This window comes from Candidatus Xiphinematobacter sp. (assembly GCA_016766635.1).
Taxonomy (GTDB): Bacteria; Verrucomicrobiota; Verrucomicrobiia; order Chthoniobacterales; family Xiphinematobacteraceae; genus Xiphinematobacter.
Window position 1 is genome coordinate 665,148 of the sequence record CP068473.1, and the last position, 17,400, is coordinate 682,547.

Consider the following 17,400-nt stretch of genomic DNA (forward strand, 5'->3'; position numbering starts at 1 on the left):
AAGCCGTACCGCGCAGGCGCTCACGCTTGCCTTTCCTGCAAGCACGGTACAACACTAGGAAAATCTGGGAACACCCCCGCGAGGAGCATGGTACTACCCAGTTCAATTGTCCACAAGATCCTAAAGGATTTTATCCGAATGAAAAACGGATTGAATGACGCTAGCAAAAAGCTCTGCGGTGGCCAGGGAGGGCCCGAGATGCCTTCCTCTCAGGAAGGTCGAGAAGCAAACCTCGACTCGTCCATCAGCTATATAGAGGGCATAAATTTATCTTATACCATTGCAGGTTTCAGTGCTGTCTGTGCGCAATGGTGGCTCTTGCGAAGTCCTCGTGGGAAGTTCCCGCACGCCCTCCGTGCCGTGTGGAACGAAAGTACTGACTGTAATCCCTTAAGGTTCTGGAGTTAATGTCGACGATCCTCGGTGTAATAAGAAACAACCGCTCCACCACCAAATTTCTACGAGTATTTGAGGAGAAGAAGAAGCCCAGAATAGGAACCCGATTCAACCAGGGATATCCGCCGCGTTCCCGTACATCTACCTTGCGATACAACCCTCCGATTAGGAGGCTTTGGTCCTTGCGGACGATGGACTGTGTAATAAGCTGAGAACGGTGTACCATTGGTAGGGAAGCTGCCCTCTGTTTCGAGTCGAAGGAACCATCTTCTACTTTGACTTGCATATAAATTTGCGGTTGTTTTTTGTGCATCATTATATGCGGAACCACCTCTAACCTTAAGTCAGCGCTTACATTAAACATGTTACTCACATAATTGCCCTGCACAGATTGATAGAATGTATCTGCGCTGCCGATGGAGGCGCCAAAGTTATCCAGCGTAACTATAGTAGGGCGTGACAAAATTTTTGCCTTCTTGTTCTTTTCTAGAAAATTTAGTGCTGCAGTAACAACGCTAGTGCCAAAGATACCTTTTATGTTCAAATTACCGTTATGCCTGGCGAGGGGCTCCCCTGTTATACTACTTGCCACCCCAGCGACTCCTCCCACACTTGCGTTGATGCTGCTTAGTCCCAAGGCCCGAGAGGCGTGGATGTCTACATCTACAATAGCGGCTGAAATTTCAATTACCCGTATAGGAACATCCAGTTTAGCGATAGCCGCTCTATAAAACGGCATGTTTTCCCGAACGTCCCGGATGACTACGGCATTGGCGCGTACACTCGCTGCAATGGAAGCACCGCCGTCGGGAGAAGAGGCTGGGTCAAAGCCATCATTGAGTGCTAGATTTTTGGCTGGAGAAACAGTGGAAACGTTGCGGAAGCCCTCCCGTCCTCCACTTTGTCCTATACTAACAGGAAAGGCATGGACCATCCGTTTGCCGCTTGGCCACTCACCGTGAACACCGGAAATTGGACCAGGACTTGCCATATTCCCAAGAGTTCCTGAGGAGGAGACTGGAAACTTTTCTGTCTTCAGGCGTGCGTGGTTTAGATTTAAGCCTCCCAAAATAAGTTTGGAGAGAGTGGTAGCGACCCCTTCGATGCATACGCCGTTAGAAAGGTCTACATCATAAGCCCAAGCGTAATTGAGAGGGAATACTTGGATCACCAACTCATTTGTCTGTTTATAAGCGCTCTGTGCCTCCAATGTATGGAGTACCGTCTGGGCAATCTCTATGTACTTTGGGGGGCCATTGAGTACCACCATAGGGGTGTTAGGAATGTGATGGATGGAGGCTCCCAGGGAGAGTATCCCGATCTTTTCTACCGTCCTTATTGCCTGTGTAACGGGTAAATATCTTAGCGTACACACTGCTGTTTTGCTCTCTGTATTGGAATAGAAGTAGATCTGTCCATTGTAATAAAGCCAATCTAACCCGTACGCACGGCAGATTTGATGCAGGAAGTGTTTTGGCCCCAACCCTATAAACTTCCCGCTGACTTTTCCATGAATGGCTGGGCTAAGAACGATTCTAAGGTTTGTTTGCTCTCCGAATTCCCTCAAGATATCTCCTATAGTACTGTGATCAGCCAAAATGCTGACAGAGCCCGTTAGCCAGTGAGTATCACCGTGGCTTTCCCACAGGCTAGATCCGTCGGAAGAGGTAGCCGACCAAGCGGCAGGCGTTCTAGTACTGATGGAGCTCATCAAGACCAGAGCGAACCCCAACAGCACACGTAAGAGAGTCAAGGTTTCCAAGGTTTCCATCATAGAAAACTATCTCTCCCCGTACAACCAGCTCTAGTGGCCTCTGCACGCCAAAATTCAAGCTCTTTCAAAAACAGACTAATACTTGATTCCAAGTCCTTCTGGTGCACAAGGCGCGGAACCCGCCTCCACAGGATCAACATGTCTTTATCTTTTTCATAGGACATAATGCTTACCAGGGTATCCCATACCCTGGAAGCCTCGCTCACAAGATAAGAAAGCACCTTGCCTTCACAGTTAGAAACCTCCGTGGCAACCGCCCCACTGACAAACCATCGGCTTTTATGCCGATGTACTTGGATAGGTAAGCGCCCATCCACTATGAGATTAATCGGAAGTAGTAGACTGCCGTCCGGTTTCTTGACCCCAAGTATCTTGAGTAGCAACACGAGTAGCTCGGAATCTGCACTTTGAAGAGATATGCTGTTCACGCTGCCCACTGTCCCATATGCGAGACTCTGCGTCACTTCCTGTATATACCCATTTCCAATTCCCAGAACCTTCTTCCCGCCGACAAGAAATGTGTCAGACGTCATTTTGCCGCCAGGGCAGGATTCCCCCGTTACACCAATGTGATGCTGTTGTCGGAGGGTGTGACCGTGCCCCACACTTTTTCTAGATTTAAATAGGCCGGGGCTGTGACGCCTCTCTCCTGGCCCTGTGACAGAAAATTTTGGCAAGCAGCCCACTTTCGCTTCCCTTACGGGTGTTCTGGCAAGGCAAATAGGTAAGTGCGCACGGGATTCTGCAGTGTCGCCCTTCTTGTAGTTAGCCTCCATCGATATGTAGAGGCAGACTGCTACACCTGTGACACCCTCAGCGGGATCAGGACCACTTCCTATCAAAAAGTACTTCGCCACCGGGAGCCGGATTTTTCAACGGAACCCGCAGTGGACCACACTATACCGTACCTCCTCCAGTAGGAGAAAGGAAAAATTCTGTCACCGCATTCTACTGCAACCTTACTCGTCGCGTGCGCAAGGGGGAATAAATGCGTTCTTGGTAATTTCTATAGCTAGGTCGATTGCCTGTTTTATAAGCTGGCCCTGTGATGGATCGGTAGACCCAGCTTCAGCCTGTTCCTGACGCCAGTGTTCTAGCAACTGAAGCACCCGCTTACGCTCAGAACCTGTGCATTCTCTATGAATGCGGTCGGCGAGTTCTGTAAAAAAGATGAAAATCGGCTCCGGGGCAGATCCCACTCCAACTCCATCCTCCCCAAAAAGTGGCGTCATGGCATAAACAAGCCTAGTCCAGCCCAGAAACGGGGAGTCTTAGGGCACCCTCCGGGCTATTCAATAGGAGCATGCTGGGGGTAATCTCTTTCAGTATATATCCATCCCTCAGCCTAGCACCTTGGAAGAACTTTGACCCATCCGAAAGAGCAACCCACGGTCCTGTAGTACCAGAAACTCCCACAATGCGAGACGGAAAAAAGTCTTTGGAAGCGACTCTCACCACAGCACTGCTATTCACTCTATCGATAATAGGGATCCATGAAACATATCTTTCTCGCACTTTGGTCATCCAAGCATTCCATTGCCCTTGTTGTTCTTTTGGCAGGCTTCCAGCTAAGAGCACACTATTTTCGGATGCAACTGGCTGCACCTGTCGTAGCCCACGCTGGCGCAACTCTGCCTGTAGGGTCTTCGCCAACCGGTTTCCGAAGATGATCCTACAGCAGTGATTTCGGATAATTGGCAACTCACGAGCGACACGAGGGAGAAACTCGTGCCACATTCTGTCGTTCTGCAGATAACCACTCCAGAAGGCAATTCCCCCCGGGGCTATGCACACGCGGAGAGATAGTCCAGAAAGTTGCGCTAGCATGGCTGCCGAGGCCTCTAACTGGGCAAGGTCGAAAACTTGATAGTGCAAGGGAGGTGAGAAACGACTTGCGATTCCTCGTGCTACAGCACTTTCAGTTCCACCTCTGACCCATATCCTAAGCTGTGACTTGCCGCCTTGTACATCTAATGAACAAACTACTCCTTCGTTCATATCCCTAGAGAGTTGAGTTGCTGCCTTAGCTTCCAGAGGGAACAAGCTTGGATCAATAGACTCAGGAGCAGATAGACGAGGAACAACGGCTAGGCCCGAATTTCCTAGCTCTGACTTTTTTGGAGGAACAACTTTTCCCAAAAGATCAAGCCTGTCCATCTCTCGCGTTCCCATCCCTTTTTCTTTCCCAAGATGCCTGGATACCCCCAAGATAGTAAAAGCAAGCAGCGTACCTGCCACTGCTGCGGTGATAAACAGCAAAGCATCGGTGCTCTTCTTACCCTTTCCTATTGGAAGAGCTTTGCGTGCCACGTTAGGGTTACCCTGCTTTCCGGAGGAAAGGCCTCCGCCCGAGAAGCCATGGGTAGGAGGCCACTTCTCTTCGGAAGAGCAGCGGGGCGACCCCACTGCCAGATGCGTATCCCCAACGGTGATGATTTGCTTAGCACCGTCAAGCAGCTCCACATCATCTTTAACAGAGACCATGTCCAGCCAGACCGCCCCTTGTAGTGGACGCAAAACCACCCCGTGCCCCACGGGGGCGAGCCACGCATGCTTCGGAACTACCCGAGGATCAAATAGACTTAAATCACACTCCCCACCGCTTCCAATGATAAGGCCCCCCTCCGGGATTTCCATCTCAGCACCTTCATGGGGGCCAGTCAACACCCTAACGATAAACCGAACCCCACCTACTCCCGGTCCTTCACATCTTCTAGGCTCCTTCACTCAACAAATAGCCCTAGCCCTTTACAATACGAAACACGAGACGTTCCAAGACTGATTTGGGAGATCTATGCAAGCTAGACTTGATTACTAAGAAGAGTTTGCACACCAGCGGCGAGTTTTCCGGATAACGCAGACACGAGACTCCAATGGCAAGTATACATCCCCCACCACTGCTCCATTTCAACTAACTTCTCCGCAGTCAATTCTCCGTCCAAAATCTGCTCAAGAAGCTGCCTCTGCTCATCGTTACCGATGCTTCCCTGAGAACTTCCCTGGAAGCACTCGCTCCCAACCGCTTCTTTCCCCGATATGGGCGAAAAGGAAATGGCCATGCCTCTCTAAATAATTAACTCTTCGGATTGTACAGTAAATAATGGGAAAACTTCACTTTTTCTGCTTCTTCAATTCTGCAATTTCTCTCTCCCCTTCTTGGATGCCCATTTGTACCTGGTTCAAAAAGTGTCTAAGGAGATCCTGCTGAAGGTCCCTGACTATCTCCCCTTCCGAGACACTGGAAAAATACTCCTCTAGGGATTGAGTCCCGCCAAGTTTGCCCTCGCTAACCAGCTTTTGATGGACGACAGAGTCCAACAGCTCTTGAGAAGGAAGCTCTTCTAACCTAGACTTACCTCCCCCAGTTCGACTTCTACTAGAGGGAAAAGAAGGAAAGGGAAGCGGAACAGGTGCGAGACAAAACACGGGGCAGGAATCCTTGATAGAATGCAGATGGATTTGCCTTTTACTACGAGTTCTCGGACCACCCAGTTAAGTTGCTGTGTCTCTTGTAACCCGTCTGGTTGAAAGCCTCCACCTGGCTGGCTTGTAAGATTTGGGTTCTCAGAGCCTGAAGTGCCCGTACCATCTTTAGAAACGGCGTGCCCAGCAGATCCTGGCGAAGCGCCAATTCTGACAGGAGCCTTTCAGCCTCCCCCATCTCGTTATTGAGCATGTAGAACTGAGACAAGCCGAGTAACGGGTAGGCTGCATCTGGCTCTATAGCGCGGAGCAACTGAAGGAGCTGAAAAGATTCCGCGTGCAGCCCGCAACCCAGCCCCATCAGGCTGATCTCCATCAATAAACATCGTAACTTGGCCGGCATCACTAGATTCACTTCCCGTTCTCACTTTTTGGAATGGGAATGACCGCCGCAGGCCAGGCTTAGCGGATATTTTGAATACATTCTTTCCATAAAGTTTGATTGGCCACAGTAAACTGAGACATAAACTGAATGGTAGCACTGTACATTGCCCAGTAAATGTTGAATTTTGCCAACACCCCCGCATTAGCAGTGTCTAGAGCAGGCAGCATTTGCATAATGGTAGAGTAATACCCCCTCGCCTGCGGACTAACGGCATTGATAACCTCCGCCGGATTGAGCCCCGATGGGGGATGGTCTAAGCGCTGTGAAAGTATCCCGTCCATTTACCAATTTAATGCATCAATGCAGCTTACAAGCCAAACCTAATAAACCTAATCCTGGCCAGGCTATCACCAAACGTTTCTTTTGTCCAGTGAGAAAGCCCGAAGATCTACCGTCCCCTGTCTCCTAGGGATGTTTTTAGAGACGGACGTGCTCAGCCCAGAGGGCACTCCTTCCCAGCTTCTTTCCCGGCCATTCCGAGAGGAAGCCCTAGCAGATCAGGCCTCCTCTGTCTCGTTAACTCCAAGGCGGTAACAGCACGCCACTTCCGAATTTCAGCGTGATCACCTGAGAGCAGGACAGGAGGCACCCTCCACCCCTGGAACATCTCAGGGCGAGTGTAGCTAGGATAATCTAGAAGTCCAGCAATGAACGACTCTTGGCCAGCAGAATCCGCATTTCCCAACACACCTGGAATCAGGCGGACTACTGCATCCACAAACACCAATGCTGGGAGAACACCACTAGTTAGAACATAGTCTCCTATGGAAATTGCATCATCCACCAAGTGGTCGGCGACACGTTGGTCCACTCCTTCATAGTGACCACATAATAAAATAATCTCCTTTTCCAAAGAATACTCATAAGCAATGGCGTGCTGAAAACGTCGTCCCTGGGCAGACATCAATACTGTGCGAGTATGAGGTCTACATAGGTCAGCCAAAGCACTGGCGTAGGGTTCTATTTTCATCACCATCCCCGGACCGCCACCGTATGGTGCTTCATCCGTGACACGATGTTTGCCAACGGCCCACCGCCTTAGATCTAAGGCTTGAATTTCTATCGACCTACACCTCCTTGCACGACCCAGAATACCTTGGGACAGTATCCCCTCACATGCGTCTGGGAAAAGCGTTAAAATTTGGATTTTCACAGCTCTAACGGGGAGGAAGACAAGACAGTAAATTTCTTGAAGTATTGGAAGGATTTGGCAAGGGGAAATATCCTAGAAGACGAACTATTTACTACCATCTCTGTCAAAAGTTTATCTTGCAAATTCCGCCATTGTAAGAGAGGATGATGGCTGTTGGAACCGATTGGTATGTTGGCAGCTTGGTGAATCGTCAGGTGAGTTAGTCTCGGTGGTGATTTGAAACCCGGTCCTCGGGAACGGCTTAGCGGCAGTCAGTTGTTTCTTTCGCCCAAAAACCTATGAATAAGAGACTCTATGTGGGAAATCTTTCCTACGACACATCGGAAGATAAGTTGCGCGCGGCTTTCGAGAAATTCGGGACAGTGACGGATGTGAAGATTATGCAAGATCGGAACACTAGTCAGCCTCGCGGGTTTGGTTTTGTTACGATGTCTACCCAAAGCGAGGGCGAGGCCGCCATTAACGGGCTTAATGGTGCAGATCTGGATGGGCGTAACTTGACCGTCAATGAGGCCCGTCCCTTGGAAAATCGCTCGCCGAGTGGCGGAGGGAATACTAGGCGTTTTAGCAAGTCTCGTCGCTTCTAGTTCTGCTTCTTGCCCCTTCCTCCCTCTGCCAAGGGCGTGTGGGATGTCTGTACTGAGGGTAGCCCTTCGTTGCTAGGGTAATTTTGGGAAGACCGGCTCCGGTGGCCGCACCTCCAGTGAGGTACGGAGGGTGGGGTCGGGATGGGAGAAGCTGACAGCTTCGATCCCCAACTGCTTCAGCATGACGGCAGACTCCCTTGGCAGGATAGGCGCGAGCAAGCTAGCGGAAAGTCGCGAGCTCTCGTGGAGAGTTGTGAGTACCTCTACTAGTCTCGTCTTCTGTTTTTGATTCCTGTGGAGTGCCCAAGGGGAACAGGCCTCAATAAATGCGTTAGAGCGGGAAACGATATCCATGATCGCTGTAATTGCACGGTCAATCTGGAAGGATTGCATGCGAAGCAAGTACTCAGATGCGGAGCGTCTATTTTCCTCGCGCAGGGTGTTCGAAACATGGGATGGGACTACTGGATGGAGAGAGCCTCCGAGATAAAGATTGACCATGCTTAATGTTCTATTGAGAAGATTCCCCAAACCGTTTGCCAGTTCTGTGTTGTGGAGAAGAATCAGCCTTTCCTCACTGAAGGCGGCATCTCGACCAGTAGCGATGTCCCGCATGAGATAGTACCGAAGTGCCGCCGCTCCGTATCGAGACACAAGCGCAGAAGGGTCTATTGTGTTCCCGGTGCTCTTGCTTACCTTCGCCCCACCAGAATTCCACCAGCCATGAACAAGTAGTTGGGGAATTTGTTGATCGGGAAATCCCATAGCATGAACCATAATGGGCCAGTAAACAGCATGCGCCGGTATCATAATGTCCTTTCCAAGGATGTGTAGCGCGGGCCAGCGCTGCTGGAATTCCTCCTCCTCTTTAGGATCTTCGGAAAGATAGCCTGTAAAGCTTAGATAGTTGATCAGTGCATCGAACCAAACATAGGTCACAAATTCTGGATCAAAAGGAAGTGCAATCCCCCATGATAGCCGAGAGCGCGGCCTGGATATGCATAAATCCTGCCTCCAATGTTGGATGGCATGGGCAATCTCTGTCCTCCGAAAGGCTGGGGTTACAAATTCTGAGTGGGTTGCCATAAATTCTGAAAGCCAAGGTAAGTACTTATTAAGGCGGAAATACCAGTTTCCCTCCTCCAAGAAAATGACCTCTCCCCACTCTGGTCCAAACTCACCGGTTTCGTCTCGATCCTTATCCGTTAGGAAGTGTTCCTGTCTTATACTGTAAAAACCGCGATAGGTGGACTTATAGAGATCTCCAGCGCTGAAAAGCTGCCGAAGGACTTTGCAAACTACTTGTTGATGCAATGAGTGGGTGGTTGTTGCCCAGCAATCGTACGTAATCCCCAAGGTTTCCCAAAGCGTGCGGAACCTGATAGCGATGTGGTCGACAAAACTCCGAACATCCATCCCGAGTCTTTTGGCGGCCTGCTCGACCTTTTGGCCATGTTGATCCACACCGGTCACAAAAAACACATCGCGGCCGCAGAGACGTTGAAAGCGAGCGATTACATCGGCAAGGATTTTTTCGTATGCATGCCCAACATGAGGATCGGCATTAGCATAGTCAATAGCAGCAGTTAAAGTGAATGGCCTTGGACTCACTGCTTTTGTCACATCACGTTGAAAAAAAGAAAAGAATACAGTTAAACTTCACCTTGCTGGCCTTGGTCTATTTAGCCCAAGAAGGACGCTTTTGTAGAGAGTTACAGCGCATTTGAAAGAAGGGGAAGGCCCAAGGCCCTTCGGCCATCCCAGGGGGTCGCTAGCGCGGCGGAGGTCGTGGGCTCTCCTCCTGTAGTGTCTGGCTCCCCACTTCTCCCATAGAACAGAACCCGTCGCAAAAATGTGCCAGAAACATGCCAGGATGTCAAATTAGTCTAGGTTAGTCTAGGGTTTCACCTTTATCGTCAGCGCCTTCCCGGGTGTATTAAGTGTATTCTGACAGAAACTATTTTACTCGGTACACGATGTTGGCCGCCTCTCTCGCAGTGCGCATCCATTCGCAGAAAAGGAGTATTTGTTTCACCTGAAGCAGTTGGGCCCTTAACTCCTCCTTCCTTCTTGCAAATTCCTCCGATCGGATGGTCTCCCGACTTGTCAGGAAGACTGCATATGCTCCACCGTCATTGGACTTCTGGAGAGCACTTATTTCCCCTGGTGAAAGTAGAAGTGCCGCTTCGGCATAGAGGGAGTGTTCAGGGGATGCTCTAGAGGACGGAGCTATGCCCGAGATCTTCTCAGATTTTATCCCTTGCAGGACAGCAGCCTCCTTAAATGATTTCCCCTTCTGTAAGTGCTTTGCAATAGAAGCCACGACGGCCTTTCCTTCTTCGTGGATCAGTTTGGATGCAGCTCGAGTACGCAATATTTCTTGTAGCCGAGGTCGTGCTTCCTCTAGTGCAAGGGGACGGGGAGGTTGCACAGAAAGCAATTCCAGTACATAAAATCGATCGTTGTTTACTCCCTCTAGTGCATCGCTGTAAGGGTGTTCTTTAGTAAGTTGGGAGATGGCGTGTGCTAGCTTGGGAAGTTCTCTTTTTAACTCCTTGAATATCCCCCCATCGCTTAATCCGTCACTAAAGGGCGGTAGTGTACTTACTGGAGCTCCGGCCTGCTCGGCAGCCTTCTCGAAGGGAATCCTGCCTTTAGTAAGAGTTTCCATAAAGGCATCTACCTGATCAGCCACTTTCTGTAAAGCGCTCATTCGTGCCTTGCCCCTTAGCAGTCTCTTCTCATCCGGTATTTTAAACACCGCATAGCGTACTGAGCGGGCTTCCGGAGTCCTTAAGTTTTCTGCCTCTTTTGTGTAGAGCTCCAGAATCTGATCAGCTGTAACACGTGCTTTGGCAGCATATTTGGGAAAATCAAATTTTATTACCTGAAGGTCCTCCTTCTGATAAACCCGAAAGGACCTAAGAACCTCTTGGTCAGATATTGCGACAGATCCAGAGACAATCCGGCGAACGCGGGCGGCTTGTAGAGAATTACGAAATAGGTTCCCTAGGAGACGTCCGTTCATTGCTCGTGGGACTAGCTGTTTTTTTATAAATTCTCGGTATTTAGCTACATCGAAATCACCATCTTTCTGAAAGAGAGAACATTTCCTAATGGCCTGTGCTACTTGGCGATCTGGAACAGCAACTGCCAAAGCCTTGGCCTCATGCTGTATAATAAGCTGGTTAAGCGCAAATTCACTTATGGTAGCCGATTCATCATCCATGGATGGACCGCCGTTCCTCCCCCCAAGCATTTCTAGGAAGTCGTAGAGTCCGAGCATGACAGCGAGTGAATAATTTTCCGAGAGACGGTAAGCTTCCGTTCGAGTAATGCCTCGACCGTAGATGGAAGCCACCTTCGCTGCAGAATCGATAGAATTCGCATAGGTATGAAAGTAGAGGATACAGGCAAAAATAGCTAAAATAGACACACTTGTTATAAGTGTATGCTGCCTCTTACGGATAGCATTGAACATATGAGACATTGGGGTTCAGCGGCTGCTGAAGAAGAGGTGCGGCTATTCGCCCATTGATATAGAAGATTGACAGAAAATAAGTAATGAAAAAAACCTATTTGCATGATAGCGCCAAGAACCCTGAGGAGGGGGAGAACTTCTGCTCATTTGCGGAGGAAGTTTCTTCATAACAAGGAGAGTCTCTTACCCTTTTTGGCCCCCCACATTCTTAAAAGAGGATCCTTTACCTACTTTACTTTGGCATTGTACCGTTGCTCTGCTTAAATAAGTGCTTCCTAGCTGAGATTAGCTACGGGTAGTATTGCGGGAATGCATATTCAGCTTCCTTATCGTAACCGCCGAGCGGCTGGTCGTATACTCGCTCGGTCTCTCAGTCGGTATAGGGGCCAGCCGGATGTGGTGGCTTTAGGACTGTTCAGGGGGGGAATTCCGGTAGCCTATGAAATTGCTCTCGCCCTCAATGTTCCACTAGCGGTCTGCCTTGTGCGCAAACTCTGCACGCCGGAACACCCAGAGCTTGCCGTTGGAGCGGTTGCTTCTGAAGGTGTATGTGTCCTTAATCCGGCTATCGGTTCTGTACTTACTCCACAAACGGCGCTTCTAAGGAAGCTCGCAGAGCGAGAACTGAAACAATTTGCAAGACAGTACCAGATTCTTCCTTCTCCTTCTATATCCTCCATGTCCACTCTTGGGGGAAAGATAGCCATTTTGCTCGACGATGGTCTTGCCACAGGTACAACTATGCATGCGGCCGTTCGAGTAATTAGGCATCAATACAAAGCACGTTACTGTGTTGTGGCAGCCCCTGTTGCCTCTCTAGAGGCCTGTTCTTCATTTCGAAATGAGGCCGATGAAATCATTTGTCCTGCCATGCCATACCCTTTCTACAGCGTAGGTCAATTCTATGAGGACTTTATGCAAGTAACGGATGAAGAAGCTCAAGATTTGCTGGCCCTGGCAGCTCAGCGAGGAGGAATTCGTTCTGTGAACGTGGCAAGACATGAAGAGGGCTGAATATGGAAGTCGTTCCTTGCTGCTAACGGACTTCTACGAGCTGACTATGGCTTATGGATACTGGAAGAATCGCATACATGAACGTGAGGCGGTTTTCCACCTTACCTTTCGTAGCAATCCGTTTCAAGGAGGCTACAGCGTGGCTTGTGGTTTAGCCGATGCCATCGACCATCTCCGCCATCTTTCTATGGATGACGCACAATGCTGTTATCTGCGGAGTCTCATTGGTAATGACAATCAACCTCTTTTCGAGGGGGATTTTCTGGACTATTTGAGAAAGATGAATTTTTCTTGCGATGTAGATGCTGTTCCAGAGGGAACTATTGTGTTTCCCCACGAGCCTGTGCTTCGCGTCCGTGGTCCAATTATACAAGCTCAAATTCTGGAAACAGTGCTGCTTAGTCTTATTGACTCCCAGAGCCTCGTTGCTACGAAGGCGGCTAGAATTTGTTTAGCTGCCGATGGAGATCCAGTTATTGAATTCGGCTTGCGCCATACCCAAGGAATGAATGGAGGGATGGCAGCCACCAGAGCTGCCTACATTGGCGGCTGTGTGGCTACTTCTAATGTTCTTGCTGCCATGCGCTACGATATCCCTGTTAGAGGGACGCAAGCACACAGTTGGGTTATGGCATTTGAAACAGAAAGGGAGGCCTTCCAGGCATATGCAGAAGCCATACCTAACGGTTGTGTTTTTTTAGTTGATACTTACAATACCCTAGAGGGAGTGCGGAATGCGGTATGGATGGCCCAGAGACTGCGGAAACAGGGCCATGCTGCCGTGGGAGTTCGACTGGACTCGGGAGATCTCACCCATTTAAGCGTGGAAGCGCGGAAAATTCTTGACCGAGCAGGATGTACCGGCATGGCGATTATTGCCAGCAACGAGCTAGATGAGCACATCATTGCCAGCTTAAAGCGCCAGAGGGCACCCATCCGTGTTTGGTGTATTGGGACCAAACTAGTTGCCGGTCATGATCAACCCGCGTTGGGAAGTGTTTACAAATTGGGGGCTATTAAGAGGAAGGACGGGACTTGGCGCCGTTGTATCAAGATTTCAGAGCACTTGGAAAAAATGTCAATTCCAGGAGTTCTGCAAGTTCGTCGTTTTCAGATGGGCCGGGAGTTTGTCGGGGATATGATCTACGATGAGACACTCCTCAAGGCTAGCGAACATACCATTGTTGACCCCACGGACATGACTCGAACCAGGTTAATGCCCGTCAATGCTACCATAAGTGATTTGTTAGTTCCTATTTTTCGGAAAGGAAAGCAGGTTTACCAAGATGTAGGGATCCAAACGGTCCGCCGGCATGTCAAAGAGCAGCTCCAATATTTCCAACCAGGCATCAAGCAGCTTCTCAATCCCCATGAATACCCAGTTGGAATGGAACTAAACTTGCACCGACAGAGGACCAATTCGTTCATCAGTATGCGCCAAGCCGCTACCTGACTACCTAATGGTCCCACGGCATCTGAAGGAATGTGGGAGTAAAAAGACCCCCCTGAATTTCCCGCACACGTCATGTTTCTTCTACTGTGCAGCAGCCTATAGCCGCGCGAGCAGTAAATCTTCCATAGTAGTGCTGCAACATTTATGGAAGGGTGGTTTTTAAGACACAGGATCCTCCAACAATAGGAAGGATAGATATTTCGGAAGCCTGTGCGGGCACAAAGAAAAATTGACCAGCAGTGAAGCTACTTCCCCCGCAAGAGATACTTCCTTTGACCACTACGTAAATGGAAAACTTTTTTTCATAGTGAGCCTGCATTGGTCTAGCAATCTCTAGAAAATCGACATGGAAAAACGGGCAGCTGGCAATTACAGCCTGTCCGGAGGGCTGCAGCCTTGGCTCAAAATCTAAAAAATTGATTGATGCAAGTGACTCATGAATGTGCAAACGACGCGGAAGGCCATCAAGTCCACGTCGATCCCAATCATAGAGTCGGAAGGTGGTATCGCTGTTCTGCTGAATTTCTACAATGACGCCCCCCCTCGCAGCGTGTAGTCTCCCGCTTGGAATAAAAAGCGAGTTGCCTGTTTCTACGGGGAGTTTATGTAAGGCTTCTTCTATATGCCCCATGGCCAAAAGCAACTCAAAGGACCGTTTCGATGTACCTTTTTTGAGTCCTGCGTAGACTTTCGCTCCGGAAGCGGTTTCCAGAAAATACCAAACTTCGGTCTTAGACTCTCCATTTAGCGCCTTAGCAACCCTTTCTGGGGGGTGCACCTGTACCGAAAGGCACTCCCGAACGTCTAGAAGTTTGCAAAGAATCGGAAAGCGAGGGGAAGGAGAGTTCACAAGGTGTGCTCCAAAAATCTCCTCCCTATGGCCCTGCCAAAGGGCATTTAGCGTCTCCCCTTTTAGTAGACCGTAACGTACCACGCTTTGGGCTTCTCTGCGGTCTACCACTTCCCATAGCTCCCCAACAGAAGTCCCATAGGGAATAACTTTGCCGTAGGCATTTAGTTTCCCCCCCCCCCATACGCGTTTTACTGGAAGCGGCTCGAAAATTAAGGGATTTCCCGAGTACATGGAGCACCATCCCCCAAGAGCAACTGCATTGCCGAACTACTCATAGAAACAAACGTGCTGTCCTCCTAGGATGTATACGGGTTAGAATTTCCCACGCAGTAGTGCCTGCCCAACCTGCTATATCGGAAGCAAGGATTTCTTCTTCTCCATCTTTCCCAATCAAAACCACCTCCTCTCCGTAAAGGACGTCAGATAACTCAGAAACATCTACGATTGTGGAGTCCATAGTCACGCGCCCCACTACCGGACAGCGACGCCCACGGACTAAAACGAAAGCGGAGCTTCCGGAAAGGGAACAAGGATAACCATCGGCATATCCTGCAGCCAGGGTGGCCAGGCGCGAGGCCTTTGAGGTAAAGTACGTTCTCCCATAACTGACGCTACGTCCTTTTTCAACCTGTCGTATATTTACCACGCGAGTTTTCCATGTAAGAACGGGTTTCAGGCGATATTGATGCCGACGGGGCACAGCAATTCCATAGAGAGCCAACCCAGGTCGTACTAAATCGAATGCACTATCTGGAAATTCCAAAATCCCAGTGCTGCTTAGTACATGTAAGTAAGCTCCAGGAAATAATTTACGAAAAAAAGCCCTAGAACTCTCCATCCATTGGAGTTGCTGGTAACTAAATACTGGGTCCTCTTCCCAAACCGGGAGATGCGTCGCAATGGAATGAACCAATATCCCAGGAAGCCGCGCAAGCGTTTGTAGACAGCACTCCGCCTCTTCTTTCCAAATTCCCATCCTCCCCATGCCAGTATCAATTTTTATGCAAACACGCGCGGACCGCACTCCAGCATATTTCGCATACTCCACTGTTTCCTCCAAACTTGAGACAGTGGCGATAAACCCCCACCCCACCACTTGCTGACGTTCTTCGGGAAGAACAGACCCCAGAATGAGGATATCATGGTCAGGAATAACTTTTCGAAGCTCAATGGCTTCTGAAAGACAGGCAACAGCAAAGGCCGTGGATTCATTTCTTAGTGCCGTGGCGACTTCAACTAACCCGTGACCATAAGCATCTGCCTTTAAAACGCTTATAACACCACATTTGCGAGGCAGCCGCGAACGCAACTCTCTTAGATTAAATGCCAATAAATCTAGTTGCACTTCCGTCCAGCAGCGCAATGCCTTTGCCTCCAAGCTAGCCCCCCGTCACCGCCCCATTCTAGTTCCAAATGGGAGGGGCAGAAAGTACATAATCAGCATTGTAGTGAAAATTCACTGGAAGCTCCCCTCAGCACTGCCTTGATCCTAAAAACTCTAACCCCTGCATAGATAGAGGCCATTCGATCGAAGTCGTCTTTTACGCTACAACAGGGCTTTTGCATCTTTACATGAAAAAGTAGAGAAACCATACCAGTCCACTTCTTGTAAAAAGCGAGAGGGAACGGGTTATACTGACTTTAAGCTGCCTTAGCCATTATATGCGCGAGCCGTGAGGGTTTCTTCTCCCTCTTTTAACCTTTCCTGAGTCAAAACACGTGCCGTCATGATATGGATGTGAAGGCATAGCCGTCCCAAGGGCTCGGCATTACTTCTGCTGACGCCCCCTGGTATAACTGTCTTCTATCTACTTCCCTTCACATGTTCTTTTATTAAGATGTCATGGCAAAGCTTTCAGCGTGAGGCATACTCTCCCTGCTGCGGTGGGAGGGATGTCCATTCCTCTCAGGGGTGATCTAAATGTTTACAGGCCTTATCGAAGAAATAGGACGAGTGATAAGTTTGGAGAAACAAGCTGGGGGCCTTTCCCTGAGTGTCCGGGTTCCGAGGATAGCGCCTTCTTGCCAAATTGGGAATAGCGTTGCTATCAACGGCTGCTGCCTAACAGTAGTGGCGATTTCTAAAAACCAGGTAGAGTTTCTCCTGCTTCTGGAAACCCTTTCCCGTACCAACCTTGGAGATCTACAGGCCGGAGACCACATCAATTGTGAACTTCCTCTTCTCGCAAATGGGCGGTTGGGGGGCCATTTCGTGCAAGGACACATCGACTGCACAGCACACGTGCTCTCCTCCAGCTACTCCGGCCAAGACTTTTGGGCTGAAATAGAAATCCCTCCAGCAGCTGTTCAATATCTGATCTTCAAAGGATCTATAGCAGTAAATGGGGTGAGTCTAACAATAGCCAAGCTGAAAAAGAGGTCTTTTGCAGTCTGCATCACCCCCCACACATGCGCACATACCAACTTGAGCGGCCTTCATAGAGGGGTACGCACCAATCTGGAGTTCGACATGGTAGCAAAATATATTGAACGCATGCAAGCCACGAGATCTACTGGTCGTTTGGCCGTCCAATCGTAGGAATGCAAAGGCTATAGGTGAGTTGACTGTAGAGTCTACCAAAGATGGAATGAGGGATTTCAAAGTTGTACTTGCAGTAAAGTATGTCCTGGGTATTTAAAGGTAGCGGTGGCGGGGTAGCCAAGTGGTAAGGCCGGAGTCTGCAAAACTCCTATGCGACGGTTCGATTCCGCCCCCCGCCTTGCACCGATTCCACTGGAGCGCTGAAGGATCAACTTGGAAAGGCTTTGCTAGGCCACCTCGATTGGCTTCTGCACACACTTGTCCCTTTATTGGCCATGG

The 17,400-nt window shown here is 49.5% G+C and carries 17 protein-coding genes and 1 tRNA gene; 5 read left to right on the forward strand and 13 right to left on the reverse strand.

Going from position 1 to position 17,400, the window contains the following annotated elements; genetic code table 11:
• Positions 1 to 289 precede the first annotated feature (289 nt).
• The 9 genes from JMM79_02940 to trmD all read right to left on the reverse strand — a co-directional run bounded on the left by JMM79_02940 (position 290) and on the right by trmD (position 7,191).
• Positions 290 to 2,170 (reverse strand): hypothetical protein, encoded by a 1,881-nt coding sequence (locus JMM79_02940; GenBank protein ID QQY08188.1) that lies wholly within the window; start codon positions 2,168 to 2,170, stop codon positions 290 to 292.
• Entirely contained in the window at positions 2,167 to 2,703 is a 537-nt protein-coding gene (locus JMM79_02945; GenBank protein QQY08189.1) for a type III secretion system chaperone, read from the reverse strand. Before JMM79_02945 ends, JMM79_02940 begins: the two co-directional genes overlap by 4 nt.
• A 426-nt stretch (positions 2,704 to 3,129) precedes the next feature.
• A complete protein-coding gene (locus JMM79_02950) occupies positions 3,130 to 3,402 on the reverse strand; it encodes a hypothetical protein (GenBank protein ID QQY08190.1) in 273 nt (90 codons plus the stop codon).
• A 13-nt stretch (positions 3,403 to 3,415) separates the two neighbouring features.
• Entirely contained in the window at positions 3,416 to 4,897 is a 1,482-nt protein-coding gene (locus tag JMM79_02955; protein QQY08191.1) for a hypothetical protein, read from the reverse strand.
• Between the two features lie 74 nt (positions 4,898 to 4,971).
• Entirely contained in the window at positions 4,972 to 5,229 is a 258-nt protein-coding gene (locus tag JMM79_02960) for a hypothetical protein (protein QQY08192.1), read from the reverse strand.
• Between the two features lie 52 nt (positions 5,230 to 5,281).
• The gene (locus JMM79_02965; GenBank protein ID QQY08193.1) at positions 5,282 to 5,488 is read right to left on the reverse strand and encodes a hypothetical protein; all 207 of its coding nucleotides are present in this window, start codon (positions 5,486 to 5,488) and stop codon (positions 5,282 to 5,284) included.
• Between the two features lie 151 nt (positions 5,489 to 5,639).
• Complete coding sequence (locus JMM79_02970; GenBank protein QQY08194.1) at positions 5,640 to 5,996, reverse strand: hypothetical protein; 357 nt, start codon at positions 5,994 to 5,996, stop codon at positions 5,640 to 5,642.
• Between the two features lie 59 nt (positions 5,997 to 6,055).
• On the reverse strand, positions 6,056 to 6,319 hold the full coding sequence (locus JMM79_02975; protein QQY08195.1) for a hypothetical protein: 264 nt from the start codon (positions 6,317 to 6,319) through the stop codon (positions 6,056 to 6,058).
• A 152-nt stretch (positions 6,320 to 6,471) separates the two neighbouring features.
• Positions 6,472 to 7,191, reverse strand: a complete 720-nt coding sequence (trmD, locus tag JMM79_02980) for a tRNA (guanosine(37)-N1)-methyltransferase TrmD (GenBank protein ID QQY08196.1) — start codon at positions 7,189 to 7,191, stop codon at positions 6,472 to 6,474.
• Positions 7,192 to 7,469: 278 nt separating this feature from the next.
• Here trmD and JMM79_02985 point away from each other — a divergent pair, with 278 nt between their 5' ends.
• The gene (locus JMM79_02985) at positions 7,470 to 7,778 is read left to right on the forward strand and encodes an RNA-binding protein (protein ID QQY08197.1); all 309 of its coding nucleotides are present in this window, start codon (positions 7,470 to 7,472) and stop codon (positions 7,776 to 7,778) included.
• A gap of 72 nt (positions 7,779 to 7,850) precedes the next feature.
• Here the strand turns inward: JMM79_02985 and JMM79_02990 are convergent, their stop codons facing one another.
• Together JMM79_02990 and JMM79_02995 are read right to left on the reverse strand one after the other, a co-directional pair.
• On the reverse strand, positions 7,851 to 9,401 hold the full coding sequence (locus JMM79_02990) for a methionine--tRNA ligase (protein ID QQY08198.1): 1,551 nt from the start codon (positions 9,399 to 9,401) through the stop codon (positions 7,851 to 7,853).
• A 334-nt stretch (positions 9,402 to 9,735) separates the two neighbouring features.
• Positions 9,736 to 11,259 carry a peptidyl-prolyl cis-trans isomerase gene (locus JMM79_02995; GenBank protein QQY08199.1) on the reverse strand — a complete coding sequence of 508 codons (1,524 nt, stop codon included), beginning with the start codon at positions 11,257 to 11,259 and terminating at the stop codon, positions 9,736 to 9,738.
• A 315-nt stretch (positions 11,260 to 11,574) separates the two neighbouring features.
• Here JMM79_02995 and JMM79_03000 point away from each other — a divergent pair, with 315 nt between their 5' ends.
• Together JMM79_03000 and JMM79_03005 are read left to right on the forward strand one after the other, a co-directional pair.
• Positions 11,575 to 12,273, forward strand: coding sequence for a phosphoribosyltransferase (locus JMM79_03000; GenBank protein QQY08766.1), 699 nt, complete (start codon positions 11,575 to 11,577; stop codon positions 12,271 to 12,273).
• A complete protein-coding gene (locus tag JMM79_03005) occupies positions 12,260 to 13,726 on the forward strand; it encodes a nicotinate phosphoribosyltransferase (protein ID QQY08200.1) in 1,467 nt (488 codons plus the stop codon). Before JMM79_03000 ends, JMM79_03005 begins: the two co-directional genes overlap by 14 nt.
• Positions 13,727 to 13,868: 142 nt before the next feature.
• On the opposite strand, the gene JMM79_03010 is transcribed toward JMM79_03005, so the two are convergent.
• Together JMM79_03010 and alr are read right to left on the reverse strand one after the other, a co-directional pair.
• Positions 13,869 to 14,810 (reverse strand): class I mannose-6-phosphate isomerase, encoded by a 942-nt coding sequence (locus JMM79_03010; GenBank protein ID QQY08201.1) that lies wholly within the window; start codon positions 14,808 to 14,810, stop codon positions 13,869 to 13,871.
• A gap of 40 nt (positions 14,811 to 14,850) precedes the next feature.
• A complete protein-coding gene (gene alr, locus JMM79_03015; protein ID QQY08202.1) occupies positions 14,851 to 15,957 on the reverse strand; it encodes an alanine racemase in 1,107 nt (368 codons plus the stop codon).
• A gap of 543 nt (positions 15,958 to 16,500) precedes the next feature.
• On the opposite strand from alr, the gene JMM79_03020 reads away from it, so the two are divergent.
• Together JMM79_03020 and JMM79_03025 are read left to right on the forward strand one after the other, a co-directional pair.
• Positions 16,501 to 17,118 (forward strand): riboflavin synthase, encoded by a 618-nt coding sequence (locus JMM79_03020; protein QQY08203.1) that lies wholly within the window; start codon positions 16,501 to 16,503, stop codon positions 17,116 to 17,118.
• A gap of 110 nt (positions 17,119 to 17,228) precedes the next feature.
• Positions 17,229 to 17,300 (forward strand) — tRNA-Cys (locus JMM79_03025).
• The last annotated feature ends 100 nt before the right edge of the window (positions 17,301 to 17,400 follow it).